The sequence below is a fragment of the Streptomyces sp. NPDC050085 genome (assembly GCF_044460595.1).
Classification (GTDB): Bacteria; Actinomycetota; Actinomycetes; order Streptomycetales; family Streptomycetaceae; genus Streptomyces.
This window is the reverse complement of sequence record NZ_JBITJZ010000005.1, coordinates 110,265-129,575: the sequence shown is the minus strand read 5'-3', so window position 1 is coordinate 129,575 and position 19,311 is coordinate 110,265. Positions and strand designations below refer to the sequence as shown.

The 19,311-nt window shown below is 72.3% G+C and carries 18 protein-coding genes and 1 tRNA gene; 12 read left to right on the top strand and 7 right to left on the bottom strand.

Annotated elements, in window-relative coordinates; translation table 11 throughout:
* Positions 1–17: 17 nt before the first annotated feature.
* Positions 18–2,132, bottom strand: a complete 2,115-nt coding sequence (locus tag ACIBUY_RS20225; RefSeq protein ID WP_399153249.1) for a DHA2 family efflux MFS transporter permease subunit — start codon at positions 2,130–2,132, stop codon at positions 18–20.
* A 179-nt stretch (positions 2,133–2,311) separates the two neighbouring features.
* Between ACIBUY_RS20225 and ACIBUY_RS20220 the strand changes: the two genes are divergently transcribed.
* Positions 2,312–3,142, top strand: a complete 831-nt coding sequence (locus ACIBUY_RS20220; protein WP_399153248.1) for a peptidoglycan-binding domain-containing protein — start codon at positions 2,312–2,314, stop codon at positions 3,140–3,142.
* A 100-nt stretch (positions 3,143–3,242) separates the two neighbouring features.
* Here the strand turns inward: ACIBUY_RS20220 and ACIBUY_RS20215 are convergent, their stop codons facing one another.
* Positions 3,243–3,911, bottom strand: coding sequence for an HAD family hydrolase (locus tag ACIBUY_RS20215; protein WP_365561401.1), 669 nt, complete (start codon positions 3,909–3,911; stop codon positions 3,243–3,245).
* Between the two features lie 395 nt (positions 3,912–4,306).
* Between ACIBUY_RS20215 and ACIBUY_RS20210 the strand changes: the two genes are divergently transcribed.
* The 4 genes from ACIBUY_RS20210 to ACIBUY_RS20195 all read left to right on the top strand — a co-directional run bounded on the left by ACIBUY_RS20210 (position 4,307) and on the right by ACIBUY_RS20195 (position 9,254).
* Entirely contained in the window at positions 4,307–4,951 is a 645-nt protein-coding gene (locus tag ACIBUY_RS20210) for an HNH endonuclease family protein (protein ID WP_399153247.1), read from the top strand.
* 71 nt (positions 4,952–5,022) lie between these two features.
* Positions 5,023–6,687, top strand: a complete 1,665-nt coding sequence (locus tag ACIBUY_RS20205; RefSeq protein WP_399153246.1) for an alkaline phosphatase D family protein — start codon at positions 5,023–5,025, stop codon at positions 6,685–6,687.
* A gap of 171 nt (positions 6,688–6,858) precedes the next feature.
* Complete coding sequence (locus ACIBUY_RS20200; protein ID WP_399153245.1) at positions 6,859–8,775, top strand: FAD/NAD(P)-binding protein; 1,917 nt, start codon at positions 6,859–6,861, stop codon at positions 8,773–8,775.
* A gap of 35 nt (positions 8,776–8,810) precedes the next feature.
* Positions 8,811–9,254, top strand: coding sequence for a DoxX family protein (locus ACIBUY_RS20195; RefSeq protein WP_365561392.1), 444 nt, complete (start codon positions 8,811–8,813; stop codon positions 9,252–9,254).
* A 14-nt stretch (positions 9,255–9,268) separates the two neighbouring features.
* On the opposite strand, the gene ACIBUY_RS20190 is transcribed toward ACIBUY_RS20195, so the two are convergent.
* Positions 9,269–9,808, bottom strand: a complete 540-nt coding sequence (locus ACIBUY_RS20190; protein ID WP_399153244.1) for a superoxide dismutase family protein — start codon at positions 9,806–9,808, stop codon at positions 9,269–9,271.
* Between the two features lie 222 nt (positions 9,809–10,030).
* Here ACIBUY_RS20190 and ACIBUY_RS20185 point away from each other — a divergent pair, with 222 nt between their 5' ends.
* On the top strand, positions 10,031–10,660 hold the full coding sequence (locus tag ACIBUY_RS20185) for a VTT domain-containing protein (protein ID WP_365561386.1): 630 nt from the start codon (positions 10,031–10,033) through the stop codon (positions 10,658–10,660).
* Here ACIBUY_RS20185 and ACIBUY_RS20180 read toward each other — a convergent pair.
* Positions 10,648–10,878, bottom strand: coding sequence for a DUF2277 domain-containing protein (locus tag ACIBUY_RS20180; protein WP_365561384.1), 231 nt, complete (start codon positions 10,876–10,878; stop codon positions 10,648–10,650). The two genes, ACIBUY_RS20185 and ACIBUY_RS20180, sit on opposite strands and share 13 nt — an antisense overlap.
* A 101-nt stretch (positions 10,879–10,979) precedes the next feature.
* Between ACIBUY_RS20180 and ACIBUY_RS20175 the strand changes: the two genes are divergently transcribed.
* The gene (locus tag ACIBUY_RS20175) at positions 10,980–11,372 is read left to right on the top strand and encodes a hypothetical protein (protein WP_365561382.1); all 393 of its coding nucleotides are present in this window, start codon (positions 10,980–10,982) and stop codon (positions 11,370–11,372) included.
* Between the two features lie 24 nt (positions 11,373–11,396).
* Here ACIBUY_RS20175 and ACIBUY_RS20170 read toward each other — a convergent pair.
* Positions 11,397–11,468 (bottom strand) — tRNA-Val (locus tag ACIBUY_RS20170).
* 229 nt (positions 11,469–11,697) lie between these two features.
* On the opposite strand from ACIBUY_RS20170, the gene ACIBUY_RS20165 reads away from it, so the two are divergent.
* From ACIBUY_RS20165 to ACIBUY_RS20145, 5 genes are all read left to right on the top strand, one after another.
* Entirely contained in the window at positions 11,698–12,474 is a 777-nt protein-coding gene (locus tag ACIBUY_RS20165) for a DUF4097 family beta strand repeat-containing protein (protein WP_365561379.1), read from the top strand.
* 83 nt (positions 12,475–12,557) lie between these two features.
* Positions 12,558–13,973 carry a hypothetical protein gene (locus tag ACIBUY_RS20160; protein ID WP_399153243.1) on the top strand — a complete coding sequence of 472 codons (1,416 nt, stop codon included), beginning with the start codon at positions 12,558–12,560 and terminating at the stop codon, positions 13,971–13,973.
* Between the two features lie 95 nt (positions 13,974–14,068).
* Positions 14,069–14,599: a DUF4383 domain-containing protein gene (locus ACIBUY_RS20155; RefSeq protein ID WP_399153242.1), complete on the top strand. Its 531-nt coding sequence runs from the start codon at positions 14,069–14,071 to the stop codon at positions 14,597–14,599.
* Positions 14,600–14,651: 52 nt separating this feature from the next.
* Positions 14,652–15,377, top strand: coding sequence for a FadR/GntR family transcriptional regulator (locus ACIBUY_RS20150; protein ID WP_399153241.1), 726 nt, complete (start codon positions 14,652–14,654; stop codon positions 15,375–15,377).
* 59 nt (positions 15,378–15,436) lie between these two features.
* Positions 15,437–15,661, top strand: coding sequence for a zinc ribbon domain-containing protein (locus ACIBUY_RS20145; protein ID WP_365561371.1), 225 nt, complete (start codon positions 15,437–15,439; stop codon positions 15,659–15,661).
* A 273-nt stretch (positions 15,662–15,934) separates the two neighbouring features.
* Here ACIBUY_RS20145 and ACIBUY_RS20140 read toward each other — a convergent pair whose 3' ends face one another.
* Both ACIBUY_RS20140 and ACIBUY_RS20135 read right to left on the bottom strand, forming a co-directional pair.
* Positions 15,935–16,786 carry an HAD family hydrolase gene (locus ACIBUY_RS20140; protein ID WP_399153240.1) on the bottom strand — a complete coding sequence of 284 codons (852 nt, stop codon included), beginning with the start codon at positions 16,784–16,786 and terminating at the stop codon, positions 15,935–15,937.
* On the bottom strand, positions 16,783–19,275 hold the full coding sequence (locus tag ACIBUY_RS20135; RefSeq protein WP_399153239.1) for a phosphoribosyltransferase: 2,493 nt from the start codon (positions 19,273–19,275) through the stop codon (positions 16,783–16,785). The genes ACIBUY_RS20140 and ACIBUY_RS20135 overlap by 4 nt, the downstream gene beginning before the upstream one ends.
* Between the last annotated feature and the right edge of the window lie 36 nt (positions 19,276–19,311).

Sequence of the window (19,311 nt, the reverse complement as noted above, 5' to 3'; positions counted from 1 at the left end):
TCGGCCCATATTGACACTCAGGCTGCGAGTCCGGCGGATCCGTCGTGCGGCCGCTCCGCGTCCGAGCCGCACATCTCCTTGTTGAGCTCGGCCACCAACTGCTGGAGGTCCGTGGGGCGTTCGGGCCCCCACCAGTCGCCGAGGAGTTCGGCCAGGGAGTCCTCGCGGGCCTGGCCGAGCCGCGCGGCGACGGCGCGCCCCTCGTCGGTGAGGACGAGGTCGAGGCCCTCGCGGGTGGCGAGGCGCCGCTCCTCGACCTGCCGGGCCGCCTCGATGACGACCGGCAGGGGCACGGTGCTGCGCTCGGCGAGGACGGCGGGTTCGGCCCAGCCGTAGCGGTTGATGCGCAGCACGAGCCAACTGGCCGCGGGCATCAGGTCGTAGCCCGCCCGCGCGGTGATCTTCTCGTAGATCGCGCGCCGCCCCTCACGCGTCCCGAGGCTGGACAGGGCCCGCGCCACCTCGTCGTACGAGGAGCGCTCCACGGGGTTGGATGCGAGCGTCTGGGTCGTGTCGGGGGCCGTGACCGAGGCGCGCAGCTTGTCCTCGCGCAGGAACCAGGACAGGGCGAAGGCGAGCAGCGCGACCGGGACCGCATAGATGAACACGTCCGTGATGGAGGTGGCGTACGCGTGCAGGACGGGCTGGCGCAGCGCGGGCGGGAGTTCGGCGATGCCGCGCGGGTCCGCCTTGAGCGAGTCGGTGCTGACGCCGGGCGGCACCTGCTGTCCGGCGAGGGCCGAACTCAGCTTCGTGCTCAGCCGGTTGGCGAAGATCGTGCCGAAGATCGCGACGCCGAAGGAGGCGCCGATGGAGCGGAAGAACGTGGCGCCCGACGTGGCGACGCCCAGGTCCTCGTACGGCACCGCGTTCTGCACGATGAGCACGAGCACCTGCATGACGAGTCCGAGGCCGAGACCGAAGACGAAGAAGTAGCCGCTCATCTCCCAGGTCGAGCTGTTCTCGGTGAGGTTGTGGAGCAGGAGCAGGCCGAGCGAGGTGACGGCCGTGCCCGCCACGGGGAACACCTTCCAGCGGCCGGTACGGCTGACGATCTGCCCGGAGACCGTGGAGGAGAGCAGCAGGCCGATCACCATCGGCAGCATGTGCACGCCCGACATGGTCGGCGAGACGCCCTGTACGACCTGCAGGAACGTCGGCAGGTACGTCATCGCGCCGAACATCGCGAAGCCGACGACGAAGCTGATGATCGCGGAGAGCGTGAAGGTGCGGACGCGGAACAGCTTCATCGGCAGGACGGGCTCGGCGGCCCGGAACTCCACGAACACGAACACCACGGCGAGCATCACGCCCACCACGGCGAGCCCGATGATCTCCGGCGAGCCCCAGCCCCAGGTCGTGCCGCCGAGCGAGGCGACGAGGACGAGACAGGTGGCGACGGACGCGATGAGGAAGGTGCCGAGGTAGTCGATGCGGTGCTTCTGGGAGCGGACCGGGATGTGCAGGGCCGCGGCGATGACGAGGAGGGCGACGACGCCGACGGGCAGGTTGACGTAGAAGACCCAGCGCCAGCTCAGGTGCTCGGTGAACAGTCCGCCGAGCAGCGGCCCGAGCACGCTCGTCGCACCGAAGACGGCGCCGAACAGGCCCTGGTACTTGCCCCGTTCACGTGGCGAGACGATGTCGCCGACGATCGCCATGGACAGCACCATGAGCCCGCCGCCGCCGAGTCCCTGCAGCGCGCGGAAGCCGATGAGCTGCGGCATGTTCTGCGCGACGCCGCACAGCGCGGACCCGACGAGGAAGATCGCGATCGCGAGCTGGAAGAGCTTCTTGCGCCCGTACTGGTCGCCGAGCTTGCCCCACAGCGGGGTCGCGGCCGTCGCGGCGAGCATGTACGCGGTGACGACCCAGGACAGGTGCTCCAGGCCGCCCAGGTCGCTGACGATGGTGGGCAGCGCCGTGGACACGATGGTCTGGTCGAGCGCGGCGAGCAGCATGCCGAGCAGCAGCGCGCCGATGGAGACGAGGACGCTGCCGCTCTTGCCCCGGTCGCCGGGGAGCGCCCGGTGCACATGGGCGCCGGCACCAGCACGGACGCCGCCACTCACGCCGCCACTCACGGCACCGTTCCCGCCGCCGCTCTCCTGGGCGCTGTCCTGGCTGCTCATGGCCACCTCCACCGGCCGCCTTGAAAGGCTGCCCCCTCCCATCCTGGTAGGTCTGGGACGGTTTGGCCTGTTGAGTCCTGCCGGTTCCGGCGAGGTCCGGCCGAGTTCGAGGCCGGTGCTGCGGGCGGGGCCCGGGGGTCTGCATAATGCGCTGCAGCTCTCGGGGAGGGGGGCCACACATGAGCGATGAGCGGCGTACGTGTCCGGAGTGCGGTGCCGAGGAGAGACCCGACGGCGGGGGTCCGTCCTGCGCCTGCGAGGCGGAGGGCTTCGGTCCGCTCCGCATCCGCCCTTACGTGACCCTGCCGGAGCCCACGCTGCCGGTACCGCCGAGGGTCTCCGACCCCTACGCACGCGCACCCCTGCCGCCGGAACAGAAGCCGGCCGACACCACCGCGGGCGACCCGGACGACGGGGCCGATGCGCGCGAGCCGCGCCGCCCACCGGCCCTGCTGCTGGCCGCGGTCGCGGGGGTACTGAGCGTGGCCGCGCTGGTGGCGGTCCTGATCTCGAGCTCCTCGGGCGGCGGGGGCCCGGACACGTCGGCGCAGGCGGCGGACACGGAGTCGCTGGCGGTCTCGGCGTCGGCCCCGACCCGGCAGCCGTCGCCCACGGCGTCCCCGAGCCCATCGGCATCGACCCGGAACACGACACCGCCCGCGTCCCCGTCGGCGACGCGGTCCTCGTCGGCGCCCGCGTCCCCCACGCCGACCCGAAGCCGGGTGACGACGCCTCCGCCGACCCCGACACCCACCACGCCGTCCCCGTCCCACGGGCACGGCCACTCGTCGAACGGCAACGTCCTGCGCCGCGGCGACACCGGCCCCCAGGTCAGCGAACTCCAGTCCCGCCTGGCCGAGTTGAGGCTCTACGACGGCACGCCGACCGGCACCTTCGACAGCAGGACCCAATACGCCCTGGCCACCTACCAGTTCGCCCGCGGCCTGGACGAGGACCCCCCGGGCACATACGGGCCGAGCACCCGCAGGGCCTTGGAGTCGGAGACCTGATCAGCCCCTCCGGAGTTCGGCCTGATCAGCCCCGCCCTTGAACGGGAGGCAGCGGGGTCCGGGACTCAGCCCCGCAACCCGAGCATCATCGCCCCGCAGCTCACCCGACGTGCAGCAGGATCTCCCCGCCACCGGCACCCTCGACCCGGACCGAGGTCAGATCGGCCACATGGACGGTGGGCCCGTGCGCCCCAGCACGAGGCCCGACCCCCACCACCCGCATCCCCGCGGCGCGCCCCGCCTCGATACCGGCCCCGGAGTCCTCGAACACCACGCAGTCCGCGGGGTCCACCCCCAGCTCGGCGGCGCCCTTCAGGAACCCCTCGGGGTCCGGCTTGCTGGCCCCCACGTTCTCGGCGGTCACCCGGACCACGGGGTAGGGCAGCCCGGCGGCGGCCATCCGCCCGGTCGACAGGGCGACGTCCGCGGACGTGACGAGGGCGTGCGGCAGCCCGTCGGAGATCAGGGAGTCCAGGAACGCGGCCGCGCCCGGCACCGCCACGACCCCGTCCATGTCGGCGGTCTCCGCGGCGAGCATGCGGGCGTTGTCGGCGAAGTTCTCGGCCATGGACCGCTCGGGCAGCAGCTCGGCCATCGTGGCGTGCCCCTGTCGTCCGTGCGCCACGCGCATGACGTCGTCGCCGTCGAATCCGTGCTCGGCGGCCCAGCGCCGCCAGATCCGCTCGACGACGGCGTCGGAGTTGACGAGCGTGCCGTCCATGTCCAGCAGGAGGGCGCGCGCGGACAGGACGAGAGGCGTGGCCGTCATCGGCAGCTCCTGAGAACGGAGACGTACGAAGGAACAAGGCGGCCCCGCCCGCCGGTCAGGGTACGCGGACGGGAACCACTTTGTTCTCGCACGATACAAAACATTCCCCAGTGATCGCCAATCGGAGCACGGACCGGCACGGACCGGCATGGACCGGCACGGACCGGCCGGACCAGCACGGACCGGCACGGACCGGCGCAGACCCCAGGGACCCCTGCGTCACCACCGGCCACCAACTCCCCACCCGCCCAACGAAGTTGCGTACCGAACCCTTGCCCGCACCCTTGCCCGCACCCCAATTTGACGCGACCCTGTCACTCAACGCACACCTTCCCGAAACCCCCGCCCCCCACGATGGCCGCACGCCAACTTCCCCCCACACACCGGGAGTTCACATGTCCCGCACGCCCGTTGTCTACGCGCGTCGACTCCTTCTGACCGCAGCCGCGATCACGCTGACCGGCGCCCTCACCGCCCCCACGGCCGGCGCGGCGCCGCCCACCCCCGTGACCGCCGCCACCGCCCGCACGTACCTCTCCGAACTGACCGTCAAGGCCGAGGGCTCGTCGGACGGTTACAGCCGCGACAAGTTCCCGCACTGGATCACCCAGTCCGGCACCTGCAACACCCGCGAGGTGGTCCTCAAGCGGGACGGCAAGAGCGTGGTGACGGACTCCAACTGCGCCGCGACGTCCGGCAGTTGGTACTCGGAGTACGACGGCGCCACCTGGACCGCCTCCTCCGACGTCGACATCGACCACGTCGTCCCGCTCTCCGAGGCGTGGAAGTCGGGCGCCAGCGGCTGGACCACGGCCCAGCGCCAGGCCTTCGCCAACGACCTCACGCGCCCCCAGCTCATCGCCGTGACCGACAACGTCAACCAGTCCAAGGGCGACCAGGACCCGGCCGAGTGGATGCCACCGCGCACCGCGTACGCCTGCACGTACCTGCGGATGTACGTCCAGGTGAAGCACTACTACGACCTGTCGGTCGACTCGGCGGAGAAGTCGGCGATCCAGTCGAAGCTCAGCGGCTGCTGATCCGGAACCATCCCGCCCGCCTCCGGCGTTCCGTACCGTACGGGGACGTCGGAGGGCCGGGAGGAGATCACATGGCGAGGCTGCGCCTGGGACCACTGTTGCGATACGTGGACGAGGAGGCCGCGACCGTCTGGGTCGAGGCGAGCCGGCCCTGCGTCGCCGAGGTGCGCTGCGCGGACGGCGCGCGGGGCAGCGCGCACACGTTCCAGGTCGACGGCCACCACTACGCGCTGGTCCCGGTGCACGGCCTCACCCCGGGCACCAGGACGACGTACGAAGTGATCCTCGACGGCGGCCCGGTCTGGCCCGAGCCGGGCTCGCGCTTCCCGGGCAGCACGATCAGCACGCCGTCGTACGCGGCCGCGCCGGACGACCCCGTCCGCGTCACCTTCGGCTCCTGCCGCTGGGCCGCACCGCCCGCCGCCGAGCACGACCCGGTGGGCCCCGACGCCCTGGACACGCTCGCGGCCCGCCTCGCCGCCGCCCCGGACACCGAGCGCCCCGACGTCCTGCTCCTCCTCGGCGACCAGGTCTACGCGGACGAGACGTCACCGGCGACCCAGAAGTGGCTGGCCCGCCGCCGCGACCTGACGGAGGATCCCGGCACCCAGGTCGCGGACTACCAGGAGTACACGCACCTCTATTACGAGTCCTGGCTCGACCCGGAGATCCGCTGGCTGCTGTCCACGGTGCCCAGTTGCATGATCTTCGACGACCACGACATAGTTGATGATTGGAACACCAGTGCGGCCTGGCGTGCGGACATGCAGGCCACGCCCTGGTGGCGCGAGCGCATCCTGAGCGGCCTGATGTCGTACTGGGTGTACCAGCACCTGGGCAACCTCTCCCCGGCCGAACTCGCCACGGATCCCCTCTACTTGGAGGTCTGCGCGACCCCGGACGGCACGGACGCCCTGCGCGCGTTCGCGGCCCGCGCCGACGCCGATCCCGCGTACGCGCGCTGGAGCTACCGCCGCGACTTCGGCCGCGTACGCCTGCTGATGGTCGACTCACGGGCGGCCCGCGTGCTGGACGACGAGGAGAACCGGGCGATGCTCGACCCGGACGAGGCCGCGTGGGTGCGGGCGCAGGCCCTGGAGGGACAGGGCTCCGCCCCCGGCGCCTACGACCACCTCCTCATCGGTACGTCACTGCCGTGGCTGCTCCCCCATCTCATCCACGACATCGAGGCGTGGAACGCGGGCCTTTGCCGGGGCGAGCGCGGGCAGCGCTGGGCGAGCAGGGGTGAAAACGTGCGCAGGAAGGCCGACTTGGAGCACTGGGCGGCGTTCCCGGCGTCGTTCGACGCGCTCACGGACCTGGTCGCGGAGGCCGGTTCGGGCCCCGCGGCACCCGCGACGGTGGCGGTCCTGGGCGGCGACGTGCACCACGCGTACGTGGCCGAGCCGACCTGGCCCGCCGACAGCGGCGCCCCGGCCGCCCCCAGCGCGCGCGTCCTTCAGCTCACCTGCTCCCCCGTGCACAACTCCATCCCGACCTGGATACGCGTCGGCTTCCGCTTCGGCTGGAGCCGCGCCGGACGCGCTCTCGGCCGCCGCTTCGGCCGGCACGGGCGCGCCGCGCCACCTCGTATCAACTGGCGCAAAACGGGCGGCCCTTGGTTCGGGAACCATCTGATGACCCTGACCCTGCGCGGCCGCTCGGCGGACCTCTCCCTCGACCGGGCCGACGCGCGCCGCGGACTCGTCCGCGCGGAGCACCGCACGATCACCTGACCCCCCGGCACGTGCGCAGTGATCCATTTCACACCTGGACTCCCCCACTCGACTCCCCCCGGTGAAACGGCATGATGAGGCGGAGCGTCCGCTTCCGGGATGTGTGTCGCCGGGCAGAAGAGACTGCCGACACACACCCCGGGCAGCCCCACCTGCCCCGGGAGTTCCGTTTTGCCCGCCCCCCACCCCGAGTTCAGCCTGGCGATCGTCGGCGCGGGTCCCCGCGGCACCAGCGTCCTGGAGCGGCTGACCGCCTCCGCGGACGAGCTGCTGCCGCCCGGCGCCCGGCTCACCGTCCATGTGATCGACCCGTATCCGCCGGGTGCGGGCGGCGTCTGGCGCACCGACCAGGCGCCCGAGCTCCTGATGAACACGGTCGCCTCGCAGGTGACCCTCTACACCGACGCCTCGGTGGACTGCTCGGGCCCGATCCGGCCGGGGCCGAGCCTGCACGAGTGGGCCGCGCGGCACGACACCGCCGTCGGCCCGGACGCGTATCCGAGCCGCGCCCAGTACGGCCGGTATCTGCGTGCCGTGTTCGCCGCGGCCGTCGCCGCCGCCCCGCCCGGCGTCGAGGTCGTCCCCCACGCGACCCGCGCCGTCCGTCTCGACGAGGGGCCCGGCGGCCTGCAGACCCTGGCCCTCGCCGACGGCGGCGAACTGACCGGGCTGCACGCCGTCGTCCTCACCCAGGGCCATCTGCCCGCCGTCGGCACCCCGGCCGAGCGCCGCCTCGCCGAGACCGCCGGGCGCCACGGCCTGCGCCACGTCCCGCCCGCGAACCCGGCCGACCTCGACCTGACGCCGCTGCGCCCCGGCGAACCGGTCCTGCTGCGCGGCCTCGGCCTCAACTTCTTCGACCACATGGCCCTGCTGACCGAGGCCCGCGGCGGCCGCTACGTCCCCGCGCCCGACGGCGGCCTGCGCTACCTCCCCTCGGGCAACGAGCCGCGCCTGTACGCCGGTTCGCGCCGCGGCATCCCGCACCAGGCACGCGGCGACAACGCCAAGGGCCCCTACGGACGACACCAACCCTCGGTCCTCACACCGGAGTTGATATCCCTCTTCCGCAAGAGAACGGACTCGGGCGACGCCCCGGACTTCCTCACCGAGATCTGGCCCCTGGTCGCGAAGGAAGTGGAGACGGTCTACTACGAGACCCTGCTGAGGCCGATGAACCCCCGTCCCGGCTTCCGGGAGCGCTTCCTCGCCGCCCCGCACCGCTCCCCCCAAGAGGCGTACGTCCTCAGGGAGTTCGGCATCCCGGAGGACCGCCTCTGGTCCTGGGACCGCACCTCGCGCCCGCACACCTCCCACGCGTACGACTCCCCCGCCGCCTGGCGCACCTGGCTCCTCGCCCATCTGCGCGAGGACGCGGCCCACGCCGCGCTCGGCAACGTCGAGGGCCCCGTGAAGGCCGCGCTCGACGTCCTGCGCGACCTGCGCAACGAACTGCGCCTGATCGTCGACCACGGCGGCCTGTCCGGCACCTCGCGCCGCGACCACCTCGACCGCTGGTACACGCCCCTCAACGCGTTCCTGTCCATCGGCCCGCCGCGGCGCCGCATCGAGGAGATGACCGCCCTGATCGAGGCGGGCGTCCTGACGGTCGTCGGACCACGGCTCGAAGTGACCGTCGCGGACGGACAGTTCACGGCGCACTCGCCCGATGTGCCCGGTTCGGCCGTGACAGCCACCACACTCGTCGAGGCCCGACTGCCGGAACCGGACGTGCGCAGGACCGCCGACGAACTGCTCGCCCGGCTCCTGAAGACCGGCCAGGGCCGGCCGCACGCCCTCGACGGTTACGAAACCGGAGGCCTGGACGTAACACCACGCCCGTACCGTCTGATCAACCGTCAAGGTCGCGCACACGCACGGCGGTTCGCGTTCGGCGTGCCGACCGAGGGCGTGCACTGGGCGACCGCGGCGGGAGCCCGTCCGGGGGTCGACTCGGTGACACTTTCGGACGCCGATGCGGTGGCCCGTGCGGCTCTGCGCACCGCTTCAGGAGCGGAAACGGAACCGGATGCAGAAGACGTTCATGGCCGAATGTTGAACTTGCAAGCATCAGTTAGGTTCCCCTAACCTGTGGAGCTCCCCGACCGAAGGAGTCCCCCACCATGACTGGACGTCTCAACAGCGCCCAGCCCTATGCCCTCGGCCTGTTCCGCATCGTCATCGGCCTGCTCTTCGCCTGTCACGGCGCCGCCTCGCTCTTCGGCGCCTTCGACTCGCCCACCGTCGAGACCGGCACCTGGCCGGGCTGGTACGCGGCCGTGATCCAACTCGTCGGCGGCGCCCTGGTCCTGCTCGGCCTCGGCACCCGCCTCGCCGCGTTCGTCTCGTCGGGCTCGATGGCGTACGCGTACTTCAAGGTCCACCAGCCCGAGGCCCTGTGGCCGATGCAGAACGGCGGCGAGCCCTCGGCCATGTTCTGCTGGGCGCTGCTGCTCCTCGTCTTCACCGGCTCGGGCGCGTTCGGCCTGGACCGCCTCTTCGCCCGGCGCACCGAACCGGCGGCCGCCGCCCAGGCCCAGCCGGACCGCGCGACGGCCACGGCCTGACCTGCCGCGAGCGATTACGGCAGGGACGCGAACGGCACGGTGAAACAGGCCACCCGCGTCCCTGCCCCGCCCGGCACGTCGTGGATCACGACCGACCCGGCCTCACCGCGCCGCAGCCCCCATGACTTGCGCACCGTGGCCGTGCCCTTGCCCGCGGCGTCGGTGGTGAAGTCGAGCCACACCTCGTTCGCAGCGTTCCCCTCGGTCTCCCGCTTCGGGTCGGCCACGTGCTGGTAGTGCCCGCCCGCCGCGGCCGGATCGACACCGCACGGCTTCTGATGCACGTGCGCGCCGAAGGCGTGGCCGGGGGCGAGCCCCTCGACGTCCAGCTCGACCTTCATGCCGCTCTCGTCGCCGCGCTGGGCGACCGCGATCGACGCGGCCGCGGGGACCAGCTTCATGTCGTACGTGATCGCGGGCGACGGCACGAACGCCATGGGCGGCGCGAACCTCGCCTCGGTCCGCATCCAATAGCAGTCCGCGGCGCCACCGCCGCCACCGCCCGCCGCGAACACCGCCGCCGCGAGCGCACCGGCCACCATCCCTGCCACCATCGCCGTTCCTCTCCTCGGTACCTGTCTGGTGGCTCGTTCGTACGGGACCGGAAGCGGTGATGCCGCGCCGGACGCGGCACACGGGTGAACGTGAGATGGGGAACATCTGTACCCCTTGCGTCACTCGGGTCACATCCTGGGCGTACGCTGTACAGCTGGAATGAAACCGCTCCTGTCTGGAGGGAACGGTCGGGGGAACGTTCGTACAGGAGTTGGCGCGCAGTGCTGGACAGCGTGGGGTCACTGACCGGAAGCCCGTGGATCTACGCGATCGTGGCGCTCTCCGTGCTCTTCGACGTCTTCGTCCCGGTGCTGCCCAGCGGCGTCCTGGTGATCACCGCGGCCACCGCTGCCGCCGCCGGGTCCGGCGCGGCCACGGGACAGGTCCCGCACGGCGTGCCCGATCTGCTCGTCCTCACCCTCTGCGCCGCGACCGCCTCGGTCCTCGGTGACCTGGTCGCCTACCGGCTCGCCTGGCGGGGCGGTGAGCGCCTGGACCGCGCGATCGCCCGCTCCCGCCGCCTGACGACCGCGCAGGAACGTCTCGGCGGAGCGCTCGCCCGCTCCAGCGGCGGCCTGCTGGTGATCATCGCCCGGTTCGCCCCCGCGGGCCGCTCGGTCGTCTCCTTCGCGGCCGGTACGGCGCACCGCCGGGTCCGCGAGTTCCTGCCCTGGTCGGCGGCGGCGGGCGTGGCCTGGGCCGCGTACAGCGTGGCGCTCGGCTACTTCGGCGCACAGTGGCTCGGCGCGAGCTGGCTGTCCACCGTGGTCTCCCTGCTCGCACTGGTCGGTGCGGGCCTCGTGGCGGCGTACGTGATGCGCCGCCCGGTCCCGGAGACTCAGGAAGCCTGAGCCCGCGGCGCCCCCCGCACCTCGAGGCCGTCGAGCAGTGCGGCCGTGGCCCGCGCGATGTCGTCGACGGCCTGCTCGAACACCTCCTGGTTGTGCGCGGCCGGCGCCCTGAACCCGGACACCTTCCGTACGTACTGCAGGGCTGCGGCCCTGATCTCCTCCTCGGTGGCTTCCTCGGGGAGCGCTGGCGGTCGAAGAGTCCTGATGCTGCGGCACATGTCTCCAGTCTGCCGTCACACCCCCAGGGATCGACCACACGTTCGCGTGAACTCCCCGAATCGGCTCGCCCCACTAAATCGAACAGACGTACCATTGCCGGGTGGCAGCGACCGAAGATTCCGAGTTCGACTTCCCGAGCGACCTCCTCGCGGGCCAGGAGGAGCTGCATCACGTCCGGGCCGACCTGCAGGTCCTTCTCAAGCGGCTGCCCTGGTCGGTGGCGCCCCTCGACGCGATCAGCGACACCCAGGGCTGGCGCAAGCTGGAGCGCCCGGCCTCCCCGGGCTGGACCGACGACGAGCAGGCCGAGGTGGAGAAGCTGCGCCGCCGCGAGCTGGAGCTGGCCGTCTTCGTGACGTGCCACCGCTACTGGTCCGAGCTCTCCGGCCCGACAGCGGTCCGCGCCCGCGCCCGCCTCCAGCACATGGACGACCTCCCGGCCGGGGACGCTTCCGGAGACGCTTCCGGGGACGACGAAGACCCCCAGCCATGACCATGACTGGGGGTCTGTTCGCGGTGGGCGCGGACGGTTTCGAACCGCCGACATCCTGCTTGTAAGGCAGGCGCTCTACCCCTGAGCTACGCACCCGGCATCCCGTGCTCTCGCGACTGCTCGCGCGACCGGGACGAGCCGACAGCGTACCTTGCCGCTCCCCGTGCACCGAAACGCGTAACGGCCCGGCCCCTTGGTGGGGTTATCTCCACCAAGGATCCGGTGGCGGTCCGGATCCCGCCCCGTGCCCTCACCCCCGTACGTTCATGACGTGCCGACCGCCGGTCGGGTGCCGCAACACCAGCCGTCCCAGGGGGAGTTCACCATGACCGTCCGTCCGCTTCGCGTGGCCGCCGCCGCGGCCGTCGTAGCAGCCGTCGCCGCCACGGTCACCGCCTGCGGCGCCGACGCCTCCGACGACGCGCATCCCGACCACCGTTCCTTCGCCCTGCAGGGCCGCACGCTCACCGTCGACTCGGACGACTCGGCGCTCGAGCTGGTACCGGGCGACGGCGACCAGGTGAAGGTCACCCGCTGGTTCCAGGGCTCCACCGTGGTCGGCTCCGACCCGAAGGCGACCTGGGCGTGGCAGGCCGACGGCACCGGATCGCGGCTGACCCTGCGGATGCACTGCCGCGGCATCGTCACGGACTGCTCGGCCCGGCACCGTGTCGAGGTGCCGCGCGGCGTCGCCGTCGTGGTCAAGGACGGCGACGGCAGCGTGCGCGCGAGCGGCTTCGAGAAGGGGCTCGACATCACGACGAGCGACGGCTCGGTGCACGTCGAGAACGTCACGGGCCCGCTGCGCCTGCACAGCGCGGACGGCTCCGTGCACGCTTCGGGCGTCGATGCCCGCCAGGTCTCCGTACGCACCTCGGACGGCTCCGCCGACATCGCCCTGCGCACCGTCCCCGACCGCGTCGACGTCCGCAGCGCGGACGGCTCGCTGACCCTCACGGTCCCCGGCGCCACCACGTATCGCGTGACCGCGGGCTCCGCCGACGGCTCGGTCCACGTCTCCGTCCCACGCGACACCCGCAGCCCGCACGTCATCTCGGCCCGCACCCAGGACGGAAAAGTCACCCTCCGAACCGCGAACTAACCGGCCCGTGTGTTCGTCATTAACCGGTGGGAGAATGGACACCGGTCAGGGCTGATACGGGCACGGGCAGCACGGGAGAGTTAGTGACGGCGACGGCGGAGGCACAGCGCCCTTCAGGGGCGCGGGACGTTGTCGGTCAGCGGCTCCGCCGCGGCACGCGGACAGCCCGTCGCACCAGCCCCCTCGGCGTTTTCCTCACCCTGACCCTGCTCCCCGTCCCCCTCCTGGCGGCCACGGTCACGACGGCCTTCGCGGGCGGCGGCACCCGCAGATGGTTCGGCGGCCGGTCCGAGTCCCAGCGCGCGGAGGCACAGGCGGCCAAGGACGCCGCGGCCGCCGCGTTCTACGAACTGGACACGGCCCAGCGGGATCTGCGCATCTCGATAGAGACGATCACCGCGGTCGACGACTCGCCCGCGGCCCGCCGCGCCGTCGCCGACTTCCAGCAACTGGGCACGCGCATCGACGAGGTCAGCGGCCAGTACATCACCGCGGTCGACGCCCACGACCTCGACCGGGACGACCTGGAGGCGAGCGCGGCAGCCCGCGCCCGGACCGAACTGACGCGGGCGAAGGACGAGTTGACCCGGGTCAAGCAGGACCTGGACCGGTTCGAGCAGGGCCTCGGCCCGCTGCTCGGCAAGGCCGAGACCCAGCTGGCCCGCCTCGCCCCGGCCGTGGAGCGCGCCCGCCAGTCCCTGCTCGCCGCGACCACCGCGCTCGACTCCGTACGACAGTCGCAGCTGAAGGCCGACGACCTCGCGGCCCGGCTCGCCGCCCTCGCCCCGGAGCTGACGAAGCTGAACCAGGGGGCGGGCCGGCACGGCGTACCGGAGACGCTGCAGCGCGCGGAGCGGGTCGCGCGGGACGCCGAGGCCGTGCGCGCGGAGGCCGAGCGCCTCCCGGAGCGGGCGGCCGAGATCGACCGACGCCTGGTCTCCCTGCGCACCCGCGCCCAGGCGCTGCGGACCCGGGCAGGTCAGGTCGAGCCGGTCCTCAGCGAGCTGCGGCGCCGGTTCTCGGCCGCGTGCTGGCAGGACCTGCAGCGCGTCCCGGACCTGGCCGAGACGAACGTGCGGCAGGCCGAGACCAGGCTCGCCGAGGCCCGCACCGCCCGCGACGAGCAGCGCTGGCCCGACGCCACGTCGCTGCTGTCCACGGTCCGCGCCCTGCTGAACACGACGGACGAGTCGGTCTCCGCCGCCTCCGACCGCCTGCAGCGGCTGAACGCGGTGGCGAAGGACCCGCAGCAGGAGATCGACCGCACGCGGTTCGCCATCCGTGACGCACAGCGTCTGGCCATGGCGGGGCGCAGCACGCCCGAGCCGCGGCACGCCCGCCCCCTCGACGACGCGGTGGCCCGCCTCGAGCGCGCCGCCACGGGCCTGGAGGGCCGCCACCCCGACTACTGGCACTTCCTCACGGAGACGGAGGCCGTGCGGCAGACCGCCGCCCGGGTCGTCGCCCAGATCCGCGAGGAGCGCGGCGGCGTCGCCTGAGATCCCGAGAGCCTCTCCCTGAGGTCGCGGACGCGGTTGGCACTGCCCCTGTGACGGGCGGATCCTTGTAGTACGTACGTGCAAGGAGGCGAACCATGGCCACGCATGTACTCCACCCAGGATCCCGGCGGCATGTCACCCTCGACGAGCACCTGCCCGTCGACCACCGCCTCGGCAAGGTCTACCGGACCGGGGCAGGGCTGATGGGACTCGTCCTGCTGGCCTTCGGCATCCTCGGCCTCATCGACAGGATCGGCTTCTTCGACACCGGCGGGGACACGGTCGCCGGCCTCAACACGAACGGCGCGCTGAGCGTGCTGTCCATCTGCGTCGGGCTGCTGCTGTTCGCCGGCATGATCATCGGCGGCAACTTCGCCTCGACCCTGAACATGACGCTCGGCGTCCTCTTCATCCTCAGCGGATTCGTGAACCTCGCACTGCTCGACACCAGCGCCAACTTCCTCGCCTTCCGCATCCAGAACGTCCTGTTCAGCTTCGTCGTCGGACTGCTGCTCATGGTCTTCGGGATGTACGGCCGGGTCAGTGGCTCGCTCCCGCACGACAACCCGTACTGGCAGGCGCGCCACCCGAAGGAGGCAAATCAGCCTGCCTCAGAGGCACATTGATGTCTCAGAGGCACATTGATATTGCACAGGAAGCCGTGCGAGCCTGCTCCGCATGACCAGCTCACCGTCGGTGCCGCACGCCGGGCGCGCTGCGCGCCGCACCGCGGTCGAGACCCTGGCGCACGGCATCACGGACGGCACGTATCCGATCGGCTCGTCACTCGAACCAGCTTGTCTGGCACGGGAGTTGGGCCTGACAGAAGCGACGCTCGCCGAAGCGCTCGGCATCCTCAGGGCCAAGGACGTCATCGACGCGGCGCACCGGGTGCGCCCGTCGACCGAGTGGAACGTGCTGGACGCGGACGTCCTGCGCTGGACCCTGACCTCGGGCCCCGTCCCTTCCGCCCCGCCGGACGGGCACGGGCCCTTCGGGTTCTTCCCCGACCTGCACGAGCTGCGCCGCGCCGTGGAGCCGTCGGCCGCCGCGCTCGCCGCGCAGCACCGCTCGTGGGCCGATCTGACCGCCCTCGACCAGGCGTTGACGGCGATGGCCGCGGCGGAGCACGCACCGCGGGCCGACCCGACACTCGCCGCCCGCGCCGACATCGCCTTCCACACGACGCTGCTCACCGCCTCGGGGAACCGCTTCTTCGCCCAGCTCCCCCGCGTCCTGGTCCCCGCGCTCGCCGCCCGCGGGCAACGCATCCACGCGGGTCCGCACCACCACCCGCTCCCCTCCCACACCGAAGTCGCGGCGCGCGTACGGGACATGGACCCGGACGGCGCCTACACGGCGATGCTCGAACTCCTCGACGTCCCGTTGCACGACGCCCCATAGCTGCTACTCATAGCCGTACCCATGGCCATTCCCGTGGCCGTTGCCCATAGCCTGTGCCCATGCCTCGCTACGAATACCGCTGCCGCACCTGCACCACCACGTTCGAACTGACCCGCCCCATGGCCGACTCCGCGTCCCCCGCGACGTGCCCACAGGGCCACCCGGACACGGTGAAACTCCTGTCGACGGTGGCGATGACGGGCGCCGCGAAGTCATCCGCGCCGGCGCCTTCGGCGGGCGGCGGGGGCGGTGGCGGCTGCTGCGGCGGAGGCTGCTGCGGCTGAGCCCCGAGCGGCGACGCGGGGGTACCCCGGCACACGGCGACTCGGGGGCACCCGCGACACGGCGACGCGGGATCATCCTTCAAACGGCGACGCGGGATCACCCGCCACACGGCGACGCGGGATCATCCTTCAAACGGCGACGCGGGATCACCCGCCACACGGCGACGCGGGATCACCCGCCACACCGCGACGCGGGATCACCCGCCACACGGCGACGCGGGATCATCCTTCAAACGGCGACGCGGGATCACCCGTCAAAACGGGCAGCCCGCGTCACGCCTCCCCGAGATCCCCGAGATCCCCCAGATCCCCCAGATCCCCCAGATCCCCGAGGAACCCCCGCACAATCGCCTCCCCCGCCAGCACCCCGCGCTCCTCCAGCACGGTCACCCCGTCCGCATGCCACCCCACATCCGCCAACTCCCCGTGCCCGGGCCGCCACCCGCGGTCCACCACCCGCAGCAGATCGACGTCCAGCAACGAATCCCCCGCCCCCAGCACCCGCCCGGCCCCCACCCGCCGAGCCACCTCCTCGACCGCCGCCCCCTTGGTCAACGGCTTCGGCACGGCGTACACCTTCCGCCCCTGCAGGGAGACACCCCAGCCGACCCCGTCGGCCCACTCCCCGAGCTCCTTGACCCACCCTTCGGGCAACAGCCCCCGGTCCACCACGAGGTACGCGAACAGATCCTCCGCGACCCGCTCCTTCAGCAGCCAGGCCGGGTCCGCGGCAGCGACCATCCGCTCCCGCACCTCACCGAGCGGCGCGCACTCCCCCTCGATCCGCGCGGCGACCCGCGCACTCCACTCCGGGTCCGACACCCCGTCGACCAGCAGGTGCCCCCCGTTGGCACAGATCGCGTACGCCGGCTCGGCCCCGGGCAACCGCACGCGCCCGTACTGCTCCCGCGTCCGCGTGGTCGTCGGCACGAACACGGCCCGCTCCGCCAGCTCCACGAGCAGCGCCGCCGCGTCCTCCGTCACGTACGACAGGGGCTTGCCCTCGTACACCTCGACGCAGAGCAGGCGCGGCGCCAGCCGGTCCGGCACGGTCAGCCCCAGCGCCCCGGCCGAGTAGATCAACGTACGGTCGAGATCGCTCGCGACGACGGTCGGCGCACTCACTTCGCCACCACCGCCGTCCCGTCCGCCCCCGTCGCCCCGCGCGTGAACCGTGGATGGATCAACCCCACGCAGCTGTACGGCAGTTCGTCCACGACCTCCACCGGCACCCCGCGCTGCTCCGCCAGCAGACGCACGTGGTCGAGGTCCGCCCCGGCCCCGGCCCGCGCCAAGATCTTCCATGGCACGCGCCGCAACAGCACCCGGGTCGTCTCGCCGACCCCGGGCTTGACGAGGTTCACGTCGTGGATGCCGTACTCCTCGCTGATCCGCTCGACGGCGGCCCAGCCCTCCCACGTCGGCGCCCGGTCGGCCCCGAGGAGCTCCTTGACGTCCGCGTCGACCGCGTCCCGCACCTCGTCGAAGCGCTCCTCGACCACGTCGAGGAACTGCCGCGACACATCCGCCCCGGCGAGCTCCCGGTAGAACTTCGCCCCGTGGAAGTCTCCGGGCCCGACCAGGTCGGCGCGCAGCACGGTGCGCGATATCAGCCCGGACACCGTCGAGTTGAGACAGGCGGAGGGTATGAGGAAGTCCTCGCGCGTCCCGTACGTGCGCACGCACGACCCGGGGTCGGCGAGCACGGCGATCTCCGGATCGAACCCGGCGACACCTTCCGCGTCCTCGAACTCCCTTATCGCTGCGGCCAGTTCACGGGTGATGGCGCCCTTGCCCGTCCACCCGTCGACGAACACGACATCGGCCGGGTCGTGATGGGCGGCCAGCCAGCGCAGCGCGTTCGCGTCGATGCCACGCCCGCGCACGATGGAGACCGCGTAGTGCGGCAGCTCCAGGCCGTGCCGGTGCCGCGCCCAGCGCCGCATCAGCACGCCGACCGGCGTCCCGGCCCGCGCGAGCGACACCAGGACGGGCCGCGGCGACCGCTCCGCGAGCACGGTCTCGGTCACCACGCCGACCGCCCGCGCGATCCGGGCGGCGGACGCGCCGAGCGCCGCGTGGAACAACTCCTGGTACTGCGCGCTCGGTTGGTACTCCTGCGGCAGCGACTCGGCGTAGTGCGCGCCGCCGCTCTGGATCGCTTCCTCACGCTCCTCGGTCGGCGCCTCCAGGGTCACGTCCGAGAGGTCCTGCAGCAGCCAGCCGACCTCGTCGGGCGCGTACGAGGAGAAGGCGGGGCCGCGCAACGGCTCGGGCAGCGACATGGAGGACCTTCCCTGGGAGTCAGCCTGAGGAACCGGCCGAGAAACCGGCCGAGGAACCGACTGCGGAACCAGCTGGGGTACGTACGACGGGATCACGACCACGACGACCCGCCGCACGTGCTCGGCGACGCGCTCCAACAGGCCGCCGGGCGCGGCGAGTTCCCGCGTGTCACCGACCGAGTCGAGGACCACGACGGCCGTGTCGAAGCCTCCGCCCGCCACGTTGTACGCGTATCTCTCGCCCGGCCCGTCGGCAGGCGCGTCGTGCGCGGGGAAGACGAGGCGGGTGCGGATCGCGTAACCGGGGTCGTCGACGGCGAGGACCGGCGAGCGGGTCGTGGTGGAGTACGCGACGTCGGCGCCGGCGGCTTCGAGAGCGGTGCCGATGCGCAACGGGGCGTACATCAACTCCTCGTTGCCCAGGACGAGTACGCGGCCGTCGGCGAGGTGCGGTGCGAGCCGCTCGGCCATCGCCGGCAGCGCCTGCTCGAGCCGTGCGCGGTGCTCGGGCAGGAAGCCGTGCCGTCCGCCGTCGGGCACGCCGTCCGGCCAGCCGAGGTCGTCGACGCGCACGATCTCGCCGCGCTCGCGCCGGGGCTCGGGCACCACGGCCGTCGCCTCGTGCTCGGCGACGAGCGCCTGCCCCTTGTCCAGGACTCCCTCCGGCAGCCGCACCGTGCCGCGCGCCGCGACGACCAGGTCGACGCGGGCCCCTATCTCGCGCGCGAACGCGTCGAGGCGGCCCTGGTCGCCGGGTGAGCGCATGTCGACGAGGGCGACGATGACGTAGTGGTCGCGGGCGTGCAGCTCGTGCAGCGCACGGATGGTGTTCAGGACCGTGTTCCCCGTGGAGAACTCGTCGTCGACCAGGACAAGGGGGCCCTGGTCCCCGTCCCCGGCGAGCAGCGCCGGGTCCTCGGGCAGCAGCAGGTGCGAGGTGGCGTGCGAGTGGGACTCCTCGAAGCCGCCCGCGCGGGCCACGCCCTCGACGGGGCGGCGCGTGGAGTGCAGGTACGGCGCGAGGGCGAGGCCGTCGGCGACCGCGTGGCCGAGTCCGGTCGCGGTCTCGGCATAGCCGAGCACGACGGCCCGCGCCGCGGCCTCGTCGCCCAGCAACTCCCTTACCCGCACGCCCAGTTCGTGTCCGCTGCGCCAGACCACCGACGGGCGCTGCGGGACGTGCTTGCCCAGCACGTTCGACACGAGGAGGTGTGCGCGCTTGGGGTTGCGGCGCAGCGCCAGGCCGAGGAGCCCGGTCAGCTCCCGGTCACCGGTCAGCTCGACCCCGAGTCTCTCGGCGACCCACGTACCCGACCACACCGTGCTCACTGTGCTCTCTGCATCCTTTGCATCGCTTACTTCGCT